This is a genomic window from Mesorhizobium sp. M0019, from assembly GCF_040323975.1.
In the GTDB taxonomy this organism is placed as follows: Bacteria; Pseudomonadota; Alphaproteobacteria; order Rhizobiales; family Rhizobiaceae; genus Mesorhizobium.
In genome coordinates, this window is record NZ_JAMYVK010000038.1 from 39,380 (window position 1) to 54,362 (window position 14,983).

Here is a 14,983-nt window from a genome sequence, read left to right on the forward strand (position 1 = left end):
GTGACGCAGCTGAACGAGGCGAAGCCTGTCTGGGTGACTGGAGCCGGTGGCTTCATTGGCCTGCACCTGTCGCGATTTCTTGCCCAGCAAGGCCACCTTGTCCTCGGCTTCGGCCGAAGCGAAGCGCCTGGCTTCGCCATCGCGTCTGGCGGCGCTTTTTTTTCCGGCGGGGTGACCGCGGAAACGATGGGCGCTGCTCTGGCCGCATATGGTCGCCCGGCGGCCGTATATCATCTGGCAGGCGGCTCGACGGTAGGCCGGTCGATTGCCGAGCCGCTGAAGGACTTTGAACAAAGCGTCGGTTCCACGGCTTGCATCCTCGATTTCTTGCGTCGTCATGCACCGGATACCTCCGTCGTTCTGGCATCGTCCGCGGCCGTCTATGGCGGTAGCCATTTCGGCCCGATCGGTGTCGATGCAGCGCTCGATCCCTATTCCCCTTACGGCTATCACAAGCGCATGGTGGAGGAGTTGGGCCGGTCATATTGCACGGCATATGGGCAACCGGTCTCGGTGGCACGGCTTTTCTCCGTCTACGGCGAGGGGCTGCGCAAGCAACTTCTCTGGGACCTCTGCGGCAGGCTCGCGGCCGGCGAAACCGACATTGTGCTTGGTGGCACCGGAGCGGAAATGCGAGATTGGCACCATGTCTCGGATGTCGTGAGATTGATCCATCGCGTCTTGCCCGCCAATGCAGCAAGCTTCGCCGTCTATAATGGGGGTGCCGGCGCCGCCGCGTCCGTCAGCACGATTGCCGGGATGGTCCTGGAAGCCTGGGGCGGGAAGCATCGCCTCGCGTTTTCGGGAGCATCCCGGCCGGGCGACCCTGTCAATCTGATCTCGGATCCCTCCGGCGTCCCGGAAGGACTTCGGTTGCAGATGCCGCTCGGCAAGGGCATTGCGGGATATGTCGATTGGTATCGCGCCGAGGTTCTCGGCGAGCCGGTCGGCGATTTGCGACGCTTCGCGCCTTGATCACCGTCGGCTTCACGCTCATTGGCCGCGGGACGTGGTCCGGCGGCGAGTCCTATCTGCGCAATATGCTGAGCGTCATCGCCTCGGAGTTGGGCGGCAAGGTTCAGGCGAAGCTGTTTTTGACGCCCGAGCAGCACGCGAGCGTCGGCGCATCCTTTGATCACATGTTGGCCGCGCCGGCTATCGTCGACGACCGGGTCACGGGCGCCGGGCTCGGCAAGCGAGGGCTGATCGCACTCGCTGGCGGAAGCGATCGGGCTTTTGCCGATCTTATGGTCGCACACGCTGTCGATCTCGTATTTGAAGTCGCTCAGTGGTTAGGCAACCGATTTCCATTGCCGGTCATTTCGTGGATTCCGGATTTTCAGCACCGTCGCCTGCCGCATCTGTTTCCACGCCGCGCCTGGTGGCGCAGAGATCTCGGTTTCCGTCTGCAGACGTCCGGCAATCGCACCATAATGCTCTCGAGCGAGGATGCGCTCGCCGACTGCGAAACATTCTATCCGGCCTCGCGCGGCAAGACCGCCGTCGTGCGCTTCGCCATCGATCTCGATCCAGGCACCATCATGGCGCGCACCGAAGCCGCGCGCTGGGCGCACGATCTGCCCGAGCGCTTCTTTTTCCTGCCCAACCAGTTTTGGATCCACAAGAACCACAAAGTGGTCGTCGAGGCGTTGCAGCATATAGCCCGGCTCGGAGCGTTGGACGCCTTGCCGCCAATAATTATGACGGGGCGCACCACGGATCCACGCGATCCGACCTTGTTCAAGCATCTGATGGACCTTGCGCAAGCACATCGGCTCGAAGGCCATTTTCGACACCTCGGATTGATCCCCTATGACGACGTCGTCGCCCTGATAGGTGCAACGGACTGTTTGATAAACCCGTCCCATTTCGAGGGGTGGTCGACCACCGTTGAAGAGGCGAAATCGCTGGGCGCTCCCATGTTGCTGTCCGATATCCGGCTGCATCGCGAGCAGGCTCCGGACGCGCTCTTCTTCCCGCCTGACGATGCGGAAGCCCTGGCGCAGCGTCTGCTCGAAATCGGGCAGCGCCCACGCTTTGTCCGCGACAGCATCGCCGTGCTGCAAGGCCGGCAACAGCTCCGCCGACGAGGTTACGCGGCAGCACTCCTTGCCTTATTTGAAAAGACCAAAACCGCCGCGCGTTGATCGTTCAATCGGGAGTGGGAATTGTCGATCGGGAAGGTAGCCGCACTTACATTCATAGCGCTGGCGTTTGCGGGCGGCTTTCTTTTCATCGTCATCAACAAGGGAACAAATATTCGCGCACCGGCGCCGAAGCCGGTGGATGTCCCCACATCGTTCGATGGCAAGCTTGACGTCCAATCAATCGACGATCTGCGGGTCGCCGGCCGCAAGATCGTGCTGTGCGGCGTCGCATTTGCCAAGCCCCAGTCAATGCGCGTCATGGTCACCGAGGCCATGCGCCGGGACTATCAAGGACTCGCATTGACATGCAAACCCGTAGGCTTGGGGACACCGTGCGACGGCAATGTCGCGCCAAAATTTCGTGACGCCGTCGTAGTGCAGTGTCTCACCTTGGGCGGAACAGATCTTGCTGCGAAGCTCGTCGAGGCACGCATTCTGTGCGGGCAGCCCGCGCAGGCGGGCTCGACCTATAAACCTTGCGCGCCGGGCTCGTAGCTCCTGCGGACCCGTGGCGTAGCCGTCGAAACGAAGGTGACGCCAGCGCCCCAAGGAACGCCGGATTGGCTCGCTGGCAAACGCGCTCTATTGCGGCCGACAGTAAAGATGATACATTTCGATATTCTAATGGTGTGTTCAATCAACCACACCGAAACCAAAAATTATCTCGCATATGCGAAATGGGTTGGAATTGGCGCAGAAAGCTGTTACGCGCTCTTGAGTACCTAGCGGTTGGGTGGGCCTCAGGTAACGTGGGACAGAAGGATTGATGCGGATGAACCTAGTTTTGAAAAGTGCGTTGGCCGGAGTTGTTGTGTTGGCCGGCTTCGCCCCGGTGTCGTCTTTCGCGCAGGATGGGTCGTGCACCTGTGCAACCGCCTATAACGGCGTAAATCCGATTGGATCGCTCGGCAGCGTCAATGGCGACGTGATGATCTCGCAGGTGGCTGGCTATGGCCCGGCGCAAGCGGGCGGCGCGCTTGATTTCGGCAGCCGTGTCGTGGTTGGCTCCAAGGGCTCGGCTTCGGTTCAGGTTGGTGGCTGCAATGTGAGCGTCCCGGCGAATTCGACGCTCGATATCTCGCGTGTCGAGAATAAGATCTGCCTCAATGTCTTGGGTTCTGAGAAGACCGCCCAGACGGGCAATACCAACAGCACCAACTACACGCCGGCCCTTATTTTTGGCGGCATGGCTCTTGGGGCTGGTGTTCTGGCTGCAACGGCGGACAAAGATCACGGCCACGCCGTTAGCGACTAAGTTGACCGCGTAGTAAATAAGGCAACGGCAGCAGAGGCGTATGGCGCTTCTGCTGTGTGTCTGTTGTTGGCGGTGGAGCGCACTTGGCGTGTATGCTGGTGCCGCGTCGGTGGGGTCGCCTAAGCCAAGGCGGCATGCGGATGTCTGAGGCTGGCGAACATGCCGGGATGAGGGGCGAAGTGCCGGTCTATCCAGGCAAGATGGTCGAATCGCAATCTGTTGCTGCTGCGTGTTGGTGCAAGTTTCGGATACGGCAAACGCGACGATCAAGGTCAATCCTGCGGAAGGGCGGCATGTGTGTAGCGCTCGAAACATCAGGCGCAGCTTTTGCCGCCGGTGCGGCGCTGATCATCGGCCTGCATGATGACGACGACTCTGTCCGCCAGTAGCCGGGACCTAGTATCCATCGTATCGCATGAACTTGACAAATGCGTCATTCGCTGTCTTGCGGATGACGCATTTATACTTTTTGGGGATGACGTCGCCACGTTGCTTCGCTGCAGTCACAAACGCCCATGATCGATCTACATTCCCATATCTTGCCCGGCCTCGACGACGGCTCGCCCAGTCTTGCCGAATCACTGGAAATGGCTCGACTGGCGGTGGCCGACGGAACGACCCATATGGCGTGCACGCCACACGTGACGCCCGGCGTCTACGAAAACGGAACATCGAACATCGTTCGGGCGGTTCAAGAGTTGCACCAGGCATTGCGCGGCGCCGCAATACCACTTGCTCTCTACGTCGGTGCAGACGTTCACATAGCGCCGGATCTTCCGGACCAATTGGCGGCGGGCAGCGTGCCAACCTTAAATAGGTCGCGCTATTTTCTGTTCGAACCGCCGCATCATGTTCTACCTCCACGAATGGAGGATCTTGCTCTACGCCTGATAAATGCCGGCTTTATCCCGATTCTTACTCATCCGGAGCGTTTGACCTGGATCAAAACGAATTACGACGTTATCGAGAGGTTGAATGCGGTCGGCTGCCTCATCCAGCTTACCGCGGACTCGATTGTTGGTGCTTTTGGACGCACGGCGCTTTATTATTCGGAAAAGCTGATTGACGAGGGCAGGGTGGATATCATCGCATCGGATACTCATAGCGCAACGCGCCGCCGTCCTGGGCTTTCCAAGGCGGTTGCTGCTGCTGCCAAGCGATGTGGGGAAGACGAGGCCCGCAACATGGTGTTGAAACGTCCAGGCGAAATATTGGCGAACCGGCCCATTGAGCCGATCGGAAAAGCACGTCCGAAAAACCCAACCGCCGGTAACGCCGGCCGTTTTGGAGGATTGGGCCGCCTATTCAAGGGCGGGACCGCGTGATGGGCATTTTTCATTTGGTAAAAAGCCACATAGGCATGGCACTCGTCTTACTAGCTTCGCTTGCAGCGTCGGCATGCACGAGCACCTCGTCGACGACACCTACTTCCTCGAGTGCGGTGGATGCGCTGCAATTGACGTCGTCATCGACGCCACTTTCAGGCGGCGGCGCGCTGAAAGTGGTGAAGGACCTGCCTCCGCCGCAAAACACCCAGAACGGCAACGAGCAGCCTTTGTCTCCGAACGATGTACTCGAAGTGAATGTATTCCAGGTCGACAATTTGAGCCGAACAGTTCAAGTCGACTCCAGCGGCCAGATATCGCTTCCGCTTATCGGAACCATTACCGCGGCAGGCAAAACCGTTCGTCAGTTGGAGCAAGAGATCGAGACGGCCTACGGCGCCAACTACCTGCAGTCACCCGATGTGACGATCTTCGTAAAGGAGTCAATTGGGCAGCGCATAACCGTCGATGGCGAAGTCAACAGGGCCGGTATCTTTCCGGTAACGAGTAATTCCTCGCTTCTGGACGCGATCGCTCTGGCAGGAAATTTCAGCCCGGTTGGGGACGCAAGCAAGGTCTTCGTCTATCGCAATATCGGCCAGAATACCTTGGTCGCAAATTACAACGTGGAGGAAATTCGTGCCGGCAAGGCCCGTAACCCGCGGATCTACGGTGGGGACAAGGTCGTCGTCTTTGCCTCAAAATCGAAGATTGCCGTGAACAATCTCAAGGACGCGCTAGGCATAGCCTCCAGTGCCGCGCGAATTGCCGTCATCCCTGGGATATAGTTCGTAGCCGGTCAGTCGAATAGGATCACTTCTCACCATGCTCGATCGCAACAGGCAGCATCAAATTGCAGGTCCAGGACATGGCCAAGCCTTGTCCGCCGACCTCTATTATGACGGCGGGCAAAACTACAGTCCCTACGGTCGCGATTATTCGGAGCAGGAACAGGGCTTCAATCCGCTCAAGCTGCTCTTCTACGTCGTCCAGTATCGGTGGCTGTTCGTCATTATGGCGGCAGCCGGGCTTGTCGCCGGTGTCATCATCACGATGATGCAGACGCCGAAATACCAGGCAACGACGCAATTGGAAGTGCTGGTCCCTTCGGCCAAGGTCTTCCAGGACATCGAGGTAGTTTCTGAAAATGCCGACGTGCGGGCTTTCCTGACCGCACGTGAAAAACTCAAAAGCCGCGCATTGGCGCAGCGTGTTGTGTTTCAACTGGGTCTCAGCGAAAAGCCGGATTTCCTTTTTCCCACACCAGCCTTTTCCCTAAGCAATATTTTCTATCGCGCGTTCGGTATCTCCAAATCGCCTTCCTTTGAGGAGAAGACCCCAGAGGAGCGCGAGGAAATTGCTATCAAGCGTGTTTTGGACGACCTCACGGTCAACCTGGTCACCAACACGAGCCTGCTATCGATCACCTTCGTCGATCAGAAGCCGAAATATGCAAGCGATATCGCCAACCAGGTCGCGCAAAGCTTTATTGACCAACGCCTCGACCAGACCAGCGAAACATCCGACCTTGCACGACAGTTCATCCAGGAACAGGTTCTGCAGGTGAAGCAGAAGCTCCAGAAATCGGAAGAGGATCTGGTCGCTTACGCGAAGGATGCCGGCATCACGATAACCGGCGACGACAAGTCGCTGATAGGATCGAACATCGAGGCGCTGAATACCGCCCTTGCGACAGCGATCCAGGACCGTCTCGACGCAGGACGTGTTGTGGACCAGATAGATAAAGGTCGCGGTTCGAGCTTGGCCCCAGTTTTGGAAAGCGAAGGTCTGCAGAAGCTCAATGAAAAACTGGCGGATTTGACCAGCCAGTACCAGCAGAAGCTGGGCATTCTCAAGCCCGGTTTTCCCGAAATGCAGCAGCTTCAGTCCCAGATCAAGGAGTTACAGCGGCTCTATAACAACGGCGTGCTTGCTATAACGGATTCACTGCGGCTGAAATATCAGGAGGCGCAGAACAAGGAGGCCGATCTCAAGTCCAAACTTGCTGAGATGGAAAAGCAGCAGGTCATCTTCAACGACAAGAACATCAAATACACAATTCTCAAGCGCGAGGTCGATTCGAACCGGTCGCAATATGACAACCTTATCGCCAAACTGAACGAAGTTGGTGTCAGCTCCGAGCTCAAGACGCAAAGTGCCGCAATCGTCGATTTCGCGTCATTGCCGGATCGGCCATATTCCCCGCGCTTGAGCATCAATCTTGCAATCGCGCTGGCCCTTTTCATGGCTCTGAGCGCGTCTGTCATTTATGTTATCGAACTGCTGAACAACACCTTCACCAATCCCGAACAGGTCGAAAAAGAATTGGGACTGGCGATGCTCGGCATCTTGCCGCTCGTCGAGGACCGGGAACTCATGGCCAGTATTGCCGATCAGAAGTCCGGCTTGTCGGAAGCCTATCGTTCGCTTCGAACATCGCTACAGTTTTCCGGTGCGGAAGGCGCCCCACGATCGCTGGTCGTCACGAGTTCGGAGCCTTCGGAAGGCAAGTCGACCACATCGTTTAAACTCGGACAAGATTTTGCAGCACTCGGCGCAAGGGTTCTCATTGTCGACGGCGATCTCCGTAAACCAAATCTTCATCGCCTGTTTGGTCTCGACAATACGATCGGGCTAAGCAATCTGCTGACAAATACCGTGCGCAAGGAGGATCTGGCGAGCATCTTCAGGGCGACGAAATATCCCAACGTGACCGTTCTAACTTCGGGAACAATCCCTCCAAATCCCGCGGATCTGCTCTCGTCGCCGAAGATGGCTCTGATAGTAACCAATCTCGGCAAGCGCTTCGATCTTGTCATTATCGATGCGCCGCCGATTGTCGGCCTTTCTGATGCTCCTATTCTCAGCCGACTCGCTGAGGGCACATTGATGGTCATCTCTACAAATCAGGTGACGCGCAAGTCGGCCAAGACCGCGTTGAAGCGCCTGCGAGCTGCTGGCGCGAACGTGGTCGGAGCCGCGATGTCAAAGTTTGCGGTGAACAAGTTCGACTACAATTATGCCTACAAATATATGAACTATCAGTATTATAACTACGGGACGGACACGAATACTCCCAAGATTGAGGGCAAAGTCGATGATGGAGCAAGCCAGCCCGCTTATGCAAAGTCTCCGACATTCAGTCGTTTGGTTCGTCGCATCCGTTCTAGTGTTGGTGGCTTCCTCGATCGGGCTAAGTCGATTTCTTGAAACAGAAACACCGGCTGTTTCTCTTGTGCTGGACCCGCTCAACACCGACGCATTGACAGCTGAAATCAGCAGTGACCTGAACGATACGAATAATGCTACCGATCTTGATGCCTTGCTTGCCAAGGCCAAGCGCGCGCTCACCTTCGATTTGGCCGATGCACGTCTCTATAGCCTGATTGGTGAGATCAAATACCGGCAAGGCGAAAAAGACGAGGCCTACCAGCTCTTCGATCAAGCCCGAAAATTGTCCAAGACAGAGATCCATGCGCTACAGAGGTCAATTGGCCGCAACATCGAAGCAGGTGATTTGCCCAAGGCCGTTGGCGAGATCGACATTTTGCTGCGCCGCTGGCCGGACCAATTTCCGGCGATCGCCGAGGGCATGCCGCCAATTCTCTCGAATCCCGATGGCTATCAAGCCGTGCTGACGGCCATCAGGGCGCAGGCGCCCTGGAGAGCCAGTCTGATCTACGCTCTTATCAAAACTCCTGAGCAGATCAATTTCGCAAATCGGCTGCTGCTCGATTTGACCGGATCAAGCGCACCACCGAATTCGAGTGAACTCACAGCCGCGATCAGCGGCTATATTCGTCAGAAGCAATATGAACCAGCCTATCGGCTGTTTCTTTTCACCCTGTCTGAGCAAGAGCGAAAATTAGGCGGATACATTTTTAACAGCACGTTCGAGCCGGTCCCCAGCGGCAAGCCCTTCGATTGGCAGGTTCCCGGTCAATCGGGCTTGGAAGTGACATTTGCAGCATCCCAGGATGCTGTGGAGGGCGAGGGTGGGGCAACGGTCCGGTTCTTGAATACCCCGGTCAAGAACACTGCCCTTCAGCAATATGTTCAATTGCCTCCAGGCTCGTATAAGATTTCCCTCGTTGCCTCTGCGCGAAACCTGAAGCTTCCAAAGGAATTGTTCTGGTCGATCAAATGCTTAGGGCCGGCTGGCGAAATAGCGAGGTTCAACATCCCCGAGGGTACATATAACCGACAAAAGCTGAGCCAGGACTTCTCGGTTGTACCGACTGGCTGCCCCATGCAACTATTGACGCTGCAGACCGCCGCCATTGCCGAGAGCTGGCGATTTCGATATGTCGGCACCTTGATAATGCACAAATTGAGCGTTGAGAGACTTCCATCTTGAACGACCGGCCGTCGGAATGGGATAAATATCTCCTCGGCACGGTCTTGTTTGTATCGCTGCTGATCGGTGGTGGTACTGCGAGCGGCCTTTACACAGACACTCTGATCGAGGTCGCGGCGATAGTTTCGGCCGCGGCCGTCTTTTCGCAAACCCCCGGCCAGACAATCGCCCGGCCTGTTCTGTGGCTGCTGGTCTTCGCTATGGCGTTGATCGTTTTGCAAATCGTCCCATTGCCGTCAGCCATATTCAAAGGATTGCGGCCGGAACTGTTGCTCGGAGATCCCTGGGTTGGAGAAAGCCGATTTCGTTTCATCAGCGTAGGGGTCGGCCGGACGGTCGAATGCCTGCTTTATCTTCTGGCCGCCGCAGCGTTTTTTTTGGCCGTATTGCGTTTGCGTGCCGAGCAGGTCAGCGCGCTCCTTCCGTTTTTCTTCATGGGTGTTATCTGCAATGGTTTGGCGGGAGCGATTCAATATTCGCTCTCCGACGACGTCGCTATTGTCGGGCTGTTGCCTTTTACGATCAATGCCGGCCTTTTTGCCAACGTAAATCATTTTTCGGCGTTGCTTTTTGTGTCTATTCCCTTCGTCGTCTATTATGGTCTGTTCCGCGGGCATCTCTTGTCCGGATCCTTCGGCTTGATCGCGCTTTTGCTGCTTCTTTTGGCCGCCGGTTCTCGCGCCGGTGTTCTGATCGGGTTGGCGATCACTGTATTGTCTGTAGTCTTTCTCTCAGCTCGTTCGAGGGCGAGTGGGTTCGGCGTTCTCCTGATCTTTATCGCACTTTCGATCTACACGATAAGCGCCTGGACCAAATTGGATGCACAGGCGCTTGATCCGGCGTTCGGGCGAGGAGAATTTGCGCGAACCACAATCGAGGGCATCAAAGACAATTGGGCGATAGGTATTGGATTCGGGAATTTCCAGAAGGCCTATCAAATATACGAAAGAGCAGGCATGATTTTCAGGGAGTATGTGAATCATGCTCACAATGAATACCTTGAAATTACCTTCGAGGGGGGAATTCCTGCTATCCTGCTTATGGTAGGCTATTTCGTATTGCTTTTGATTGCATTGGTTAGAATTCGCCGTGACCCACTGCAGAAAGCGGCATTCCTCTCGGTATCTTTTCTTCTCATTCACTCGCTGGTTGACTACCCATTGCGAACCGGGGCGCTGGCGATGACCTTTGCCTATATGAACGCCATCATCTTTCACAGAGGATTTGCAGAACGCTTGAGCCGCAAGAGCGAGATGATCGAGATCGATCACAATGGTGACAAGCTACTTGTTCCCATCGAACGTTCGTCCTAGCGACCTCGTCGCCACGGCTGGTGTCGCCAGAACGTGGCGGACCGCTGTGAGGCGAGCCGGCTCCTGGCTCTCGGGTTCCGAGGCTCAGGCAACATTTTCCTGCCCCTGCCAAGTGCAATCGCTCGCTGAGCAGAAATTTCCCAGTTTACCCATCTGCATGGAAAATTCATTCCCGAACCATTCTGCCGCAAGCCTGTCTTGCATTGTTCTGGACCGGAACGATCTGCTAGAACGCCCGCACGAGAATAGATTGTCCGGAAGTGCAGTTTGAATCGGGCGGCTGAAGGTCGCCTCCGATGCAGGCCCTTCCGTGGATCGGTACGAAAGAACGCTCGCAGTCCATGAACATCGCGCTTACGCACCTTCAGCGGCTTGAGGCCGAATCCATCCATATTTTTCGCGAGGTGGCCGCGGCTTTCGCCAAGCCGGTGATGCTCTATTCGGTCGGTAAGGATTCGTCCGTGCTCATGCACCTGGCGATGAAAGCATTCTATCCGGCCAAGCCGCCCTTTCCGTTTCTCCATGTCGACACGACCTGGAAATTCCGCGAGATGATCGCCTTTCGCGACCAGATGCAGCAAAAGCTCGGCTTCGACCTCCTGGTCCATGTCAACGAAGACGGCGTGCGCGACAACATCAACCCGTTCGACCACGGCTCCAACACCCACACCCATGTAATGAAGACGGTTGCCCTGCGGCAGGCGCTCGACAAATACGGGTTTGACGCTGCCTTCGGCGGCGCGCGGCGCGACGAGGAGAAGTCGCGCGCCAAGGAGCGCATCTTCTCGTTCCGCAACGCCCAGCACGTCTGGGATCCGAAGAACCAGCGGCCGGAGATGTGGAAGATCTTCAACACCCGCATCGCTGCCGGTGAATCGATCAGGGTGTTCCCGTTGTCGAACTGGACCGAGCTCGACATCTGGCAGTACATTCTCCAGGAAGACATCCCGATCGTGCCGCTGTATTTGGCCAAGGAGCGGCCGGTCGTCGAGCGCGACGGCATGCTCATCCTGAGGGACGATGAGCGCATGCAACTGCGGCCCGGCGAGACGGTGGAGAACCGGATGGTGCGGTTCCGCACGCTCGGCTGCTATCCGTTGACCGGCGCTATCGACTCGGAAGCCGACACTCTGGAGGCGATAGTCGGCGAAATGCTCACGGCGCGCACTTCCGAGCGGCAAGGTCGCCTGATCGACCGCGACGAAGCCGGCTCGATGGAAAAGAAGAAGCGCGAGGGGTATTTCTGAGCATGCGCCATATCATGGCCAAGAGCCTCGCCCCGACCGACGATGTCCGCGACTATCTGGCGGCGCAGGAACGAAAGTCGCTGCTGCGCTTCCTGACCTGCGGCTCGGTCGACGACGGCAAGTCGACGCTGATCGGGCGCCTGCTTTCCGACACCAAGCAGATTTTCGAGGACCAGCTGGCCACGCTCGAGCGCGATTCGCGCAAGCACGGCACCACCGGCGACGACGTCGACTTCGCGCTGCTGGTCGACGGCCTCGAGGCCGAGCGCGAGCAAGGCATCACCATCGACGTCGCCTATCGGTTCTTCGCCACGCCAAAGCGCAAGTTCATCGTCGCCGACACGCCCGGCCACGAACAGTACACGCGTAACATGGCGACGGGTGCATCGACGGCGGATCTCGCCATCGTACTGATCGATGCCCGCCAGGGCGTGCTGCGTCAGACCAGGCGGCATTCGATCATTGCCTCGCTGCTTGGCATCCGCCACATTGTGCTCGCCGTCAACAAGATCGATCTTGTCGGCTTCGAGGAGGCGGTTTTTGAACGGATCGTCGCGGATTACGGGCAGTTCTCACGTGAGCTCGGCTTCCAGACGATCGTGCCCATCCCTATGTCGGCCCGCTATGGCGACAACGTTACCGGCCGTTCCGACAGGACGGACTGGTATTCCGGCCCGACGCTGATCGAACATCTCGAAACGGTCTCGGTCGACGAGGCCGCGGTCGAATTGCCGTTCCGGTTTCCGGTCCAATATGTGAACCGTCCCAATCTCGATTTTCGCGGCTTCGCCGGCACCGTAGCCTCCGGGTCGGTTGCGCCGGGCGACGAGATAGTCGTCGCCAAATCCGGCAAATCCTCGCACGTCAGGCGCATCGTTTCGCATGGCGGCGATCTTCAGCAGGCTATTGCCGGCCAGGCCATCACTCTTGTCCTCGAGGACGAGGTGGAAGTCTCGCGCGGCAATATGCTGGTATCGCCGGCGGCGCGGCCGCAGGTCGCCGACCAGTTCGCCGCCAACATCGTCTGGTTCGACGAACATGCGCTGCTGCCCGGCCGCTCCTACATCCTGCGCACCGAGACCGACCAGACCAGCGCCACCGTCACCGACCTGAAATACCGCGTCAACGTCAACGACTTTGCCCATGAGGCGGCCAAGTCGCTTGAGATGAACGAAGTCGGCATCTGCAACATCTCGACGCGGTCGCCGATCGCCTTCGATCCGTTTGCCGAAAACCGCACCACCGGCGCCTTCATCCTGATCGACCGCATCACCAATGCCACGGTCGGTGCCGGCATGATCCTGCATTCGCTGCGTCGCGCCGAAAACATCCACTGGCAGTCGCTCGATGTCGGCAAGCGCGCCCGCGCCGATATGAAGAACCAGCGGCCGGCCGTGTTCTGGTTCACCGGGCTTTCGGGCTCGGGCAAGTCGACCATCGCCAATCTGTTCGAAAAGAAGCTGTTCGCCACCGGCCGTCATACGTACATTCTGGATGGCGACAACGTCCGTCACGGCCTCAACCGCGATCTCGGCTTCACCGACGCCGATCGTGTCGAGAACATTCGGCGCGTCGCCGAAGTCGCGCGCCTGATGGCCGACGCCGGGCTGATCGTCATCGTGTCGTTCATTTCGCCGTTCGGCGCCGAGCGGCGCATGGCGCGCGAATTGATGGCCGACGGCGAATTCGTCGAGGTGTTTGTCGATACCCCCTTCGAGGAATGCGCCAGGCGCGATCCGAAGGGTCTTTATGCGCGGGCGTTGAACGGCGAGATCAAGAATTTCACCGGCGTTGATTCACCCTACGAGGTGCCGGAAAAGCCCGAAATCCATCTCAAGACCCTCGGCAGATCGGCCGAGGAGATGGTGGACGCCCTGGAACACTGGCTGAACGAGCGGGACATTGCCGAAGACCAATATGATAGCGGCGGCGGTATCTGACGACGAAGCGATGCTCGCCGTCTTCGAGCACCTTGCCTTGGCGGCAGGGCGCGAGGTGATGCGTGTCTTTCGTGTCGGCTGTGCGGTCGACAGCAAGTCGGACAGTTCGCCAGTGACGGAGGCGGATCGCGAGAGCGAAAAGATCATCCTTGCCGGGCTACGCGCCGCATTTCCAGACATTCCATGCGTGGCAGAGGAGGAAGCCTCTGCCGGCATGATGGCGCCGGATCTCGGCGACGCCTTTTTCCTGATCGATCCGCTCGACGGCACCAAGGAGTTCGTCAACCGGCGGACCGATTTCACTGTCAATATCGCGCTGGTCCGTCACGGCGTGCCGGAGATCGGCGTCGTCTTCGCGCCTTGCACAGGCCGCTTCTTTTCCGGCCGGCCGGGCAAAGCGGAAGCGATCGCGATCAATGACGACTATCAGATCGTCGATCGCCAGCCGATTTCGGCAAGGGCCGGTATGGTGCCGCTGACCGTCGTTGCCAGCCGCTCCCACAACACGCCGGAAACCGACGCCTATATCCGCGCGCTTGGCGCTGCCGAGATCGTCTCGGTCGGCTCGTCGCTGAAATTCTGCCTTGTCGCCGGCGCCGAGGCGGACGTCTATCCGCGCTTCGGCCGCACCATGGAGTGGGATACGGCCGCGGGTGACGCGGTGCTACGCGCCGCCGGCGGCATGACGCGCACGCTGGATGGTGAGCCGCTCGCCTACGGCAAGCGCAACCAGAGTGACGACGACGATTTCGCCAACCCGCATTTTATCGCAAGCGGCAAGGCTGCTGGATTTGGCTAGACGGTGATTGCGCAGTTCCAGACCCGTACGAAAGTGCGGGTGTTGCAAGTGACTTATGCAAGCGACCTCAGATACTGCTCTAGATCTGTAAACACGGCGGTACGATGCCCATCCAGCCGACAGTTGGGTCGGCGTGGCCGATTCGCTTCGTGTCCGGTCGATGCTGCGGGGCCTTCACACGGTGTATCCAAATTGCTGTATACCGATACACTTGAACGGCTATACGAGCGAGTGATGGCGTTCCACATCAAAAATCCCGAGACCGACGCACTGGCCCGCCGGGTCGCCGCACTTAAGAGGACTGGTCTGACAGAGGCCGTCCATGCCGCGCTCAAGCATGAGCTTGAGCGCGAACAGGCTAGACCGTCCCTGGTAGAGATCGGCGTCAGGTTCTGCCGTGATCTGCGAGCCCGGGGCAAGCCTGATCACGGCAGGCCCGCCGACAAGGCGTTTCGCGACAGCCTGTACGAGAATGACTGATGTTCATCGACGCCTCGGCCCTGACGGCGCTGATGACCAACGAGGATGATGCGCGCGAACTCCTGGCCGGGACCCGGCGCGGCTGAACGGTGTTGAACCGGACTTTACTTGGCTGGCCAC

At 58.1% G+C, this 14,983-nt stretch carries 13 protein-coding genes; all 13 read left to right on the forward strand.

Annotated features, from left to right (window positions below; genetic code table 11):
- The 13 genes from NKK47_RS24410 to NKK47_RS24470 all read left to right on the forward strand — a co-directional run bounded on the left by NKK47_RS24410 (position 1) and on the right by NKK47_RS24470 (position 14,863).
- On the forward strand, positions 1–975 hold the full coding sequence (locus tag NKK47_RS24410; RefSeq protein WP_352578537.1) for an NAD-dependent epimerase/dehydratase family protein: 975 nt from the start codon (positions 1–3) through the stop codon (positions 973–975).
- The gene (locus NKK47_RS24415) at positions 972–2,147 is read left to right on the forward strand and encodes a glycosyltransferase family 4 protein (protein ID WP_352578538.1); all 1,176 of its coding nucleotides are present in this window, start codon (positions 972–974) and stop codon (positions 2,145–2,147) included. The genes NKK47_RS24410 and NKK47_RS24415 overlap by 4 nt, the downstream gene beginning before the upstream one ends.
- 21 nt (positions 2,148–2,168) lie before the next feature.
- Positions 2,169–2,642, forward strand: coding sequence for a hypothetical protein (locus NKK47_RS24420; RefSeq protein WP_352578539.1), 474 nt, complete (start codon positions 2,169–2,171; stop codon positions 2,640–2,642).
- 277 nt (positions 2,643–2,919) lie between these two features.
- A complete protein-coding gene (locus NKK47_RS24425) occupies positions 2,920–3,402 on the forward strand; it encodes a hypothetical protein (protein WP_352578540.1) in 483 nt (160 codons plus the stop codon).
- Positions 3,403–3,917: 515 nt separating this feature from the next.
- Positions 3,918–4,727, forward strand: a complete 810-nt coding sequence (locus NKK47_RS24430; RefSeq protein WP_352578541.1) for a tyrosine-protein phosphatase — start codon at positions 3,918–3,920, stop codon at positions 4,725–4,727.
- Positions 4,727–5,515 carry a polysaccharide biosynthesis/export family protein gene (locus tag NKK47_RS24435; RefSeq protein WP_352578542.1) on the forward strand — a complete coding sequence of 263 codons (789 nt, stop codon included), beginning with the start codon at positions 4,727–4,729 and terminating at the stop codon, positions 5,513–5,515. The genes NKK47_RS24430 and NKK47_RS24435 overlap by 1 nt, the downstream gene beginning before the upstream one ends.
- Positions 5,516–5,552: 37 nt before the next feature.
- Positions 5,553–7,937: a GumC family protein gene (locus NKK47_RS24440; protein ID WP_352578543.1), complete on the forward strand. Its 2,385-nt coding sequence runs from the start codon at positions 5,553–5,555 to the stop codon at positions 7,935–7,937.
- Positions 7,903–9,084, forward strand: coding sequence for a tetratricopeptide repeat protein (locus tag NKK47_RS24445; protein ID WP_352578544.1), 1,182 nt, complete (start codon positions 7,903–7,905; stop codon positions 9,082–9,084). The genes NKK47_RS24440 and NKK47_RS24445 overlap by 35 nt, the downstream gene beginning before the upstream one ends.
- Positions 9,081–10,397 (forward strand): O-antigen ligase family protein, encoded by a 1,317-nt coding sequence (locus NKK47_RS24450; protein WP_352578545.1) that lies wholly within the window; start codon positions 9,081–9,083, stop codon positions 10,395–10,397. Before NKK47_RS24445 ends, NKK47_RS24450 begins: the two co-directional genes overlap by 4 nt.
- A gap of 341 nt (positions 10,398–10,738) precedes the next feature.
- Positions 10,739–11,644 (forward strand): sulfate adenylyltransferase subunit CysD, encoded by a 906-nt coding sequence (cysD, locus tag NKK47_RS24455; protein ID WP_352464033.1) that lies wholly within the window; start codon positions 10,739–10,741, stop codon positions 11,642–11,644.
- Positions 11,645–11,646: 2 nt separating this feature from the next.
- Positions 11,647–13,584, forward strand: coding sequence for a sulfate adenylyltransferase subunit CysN (gene cysN, locus NKK47_RS24460; protein WP_352578546.1), 1,938 nt, complete (start codon positions 11,647–11,649; stop codon positions 13,582–13,584).
- A gap of 10 nt (positions 13,585–13,594) precedes the next feature.
- A complete protein-coding gene (cysQ, locus tag NKK47_RS24465; protein WP_352578560.1) occupies positions 13,595–14,383 on the forward strand; it encodes a 3'(2'),5'-bisphosphate nucleotidase CysQ in 789 nt (262 codons plus the stop codon).
- A gap of 234 nt (positions 14,384–14,617) precedes the next feature.
- Positions 14,618–14,863 carry a type II toxin-antitoxin system VapB family antitoxin gene (locus NKK47_RS24470; protein WP_254820584.1) on the forward strand — a complete coding sequence of 82 codons (246 nt, stop codon included), beginning with the start codon at positions 14,618–14,620 and terminating at the stop codon, positions 14,861–14,863.
- Positions 14,864–14,983: the final 120 nt, after the last annotated feature.

What these genes read in the sequence shown, in the direction of transcription:
- NKK47_RS24470 (WP_254820584.1), top strand. Translation starts at nt 14,618, where the DNA reads ATGGCGTTCCACATCAAAAATCCCGAGACCGACGCACTGGCCCGCCGG.
- NKK47_RS24440 (WP_352578543.1), top strand. Translation starts at nt 5,553, where the DNA reads ATGCTCGATCGCAACAGGCAGCATCAAATTGCAGGTCCAGGACATGGC.
- NKK47_RS24425 (WP_352578540.1), top strand. Translation starts at nt 2,920, where the DNA reads ATGAACCTAGTTTTGAAAAGTGCGTTGGCCGGAGTTGTTGTGTTGGCC.
- NKK47_RS24435 (WP_352578542.1), top strand. Translation starts at nt 4,727, where the DNA reads ATGGGCATTTTTCATTTGGTAAAAAGCCACATAGGCATGGCACTCGTC.
- cysQ (WP_352578560.1), top strand. Translation starts at nt 13,595, where the DNA reads ATGCTCGCCGTCTTCGAGCACCTTGCCTTGGCGGCAGGGCGCGAGGTG.
- cysN (WP_352578546.1), top strand. Translation starts at nt 11,647, where the DNA reads ATGCGCCATATCATGGCCAAGAGCCTCGCCCCGACCGACGATGTCCGC.
- NKK47_RS24430 (WP_352578541.1), top strand. Translation starts at nt 3,918, where the DNA reads ATGATCGATCTACATTCCCATATCTTGCCCGGCCTCGACGACGGCTCG.
- cysD (WP_352464033.1), top strand. Translation starts at nt 10,739, where the DNA reads ATGAACATCGCGCTTACGCACCTTCAGCGGCTTGAGGCCGAATCCATC.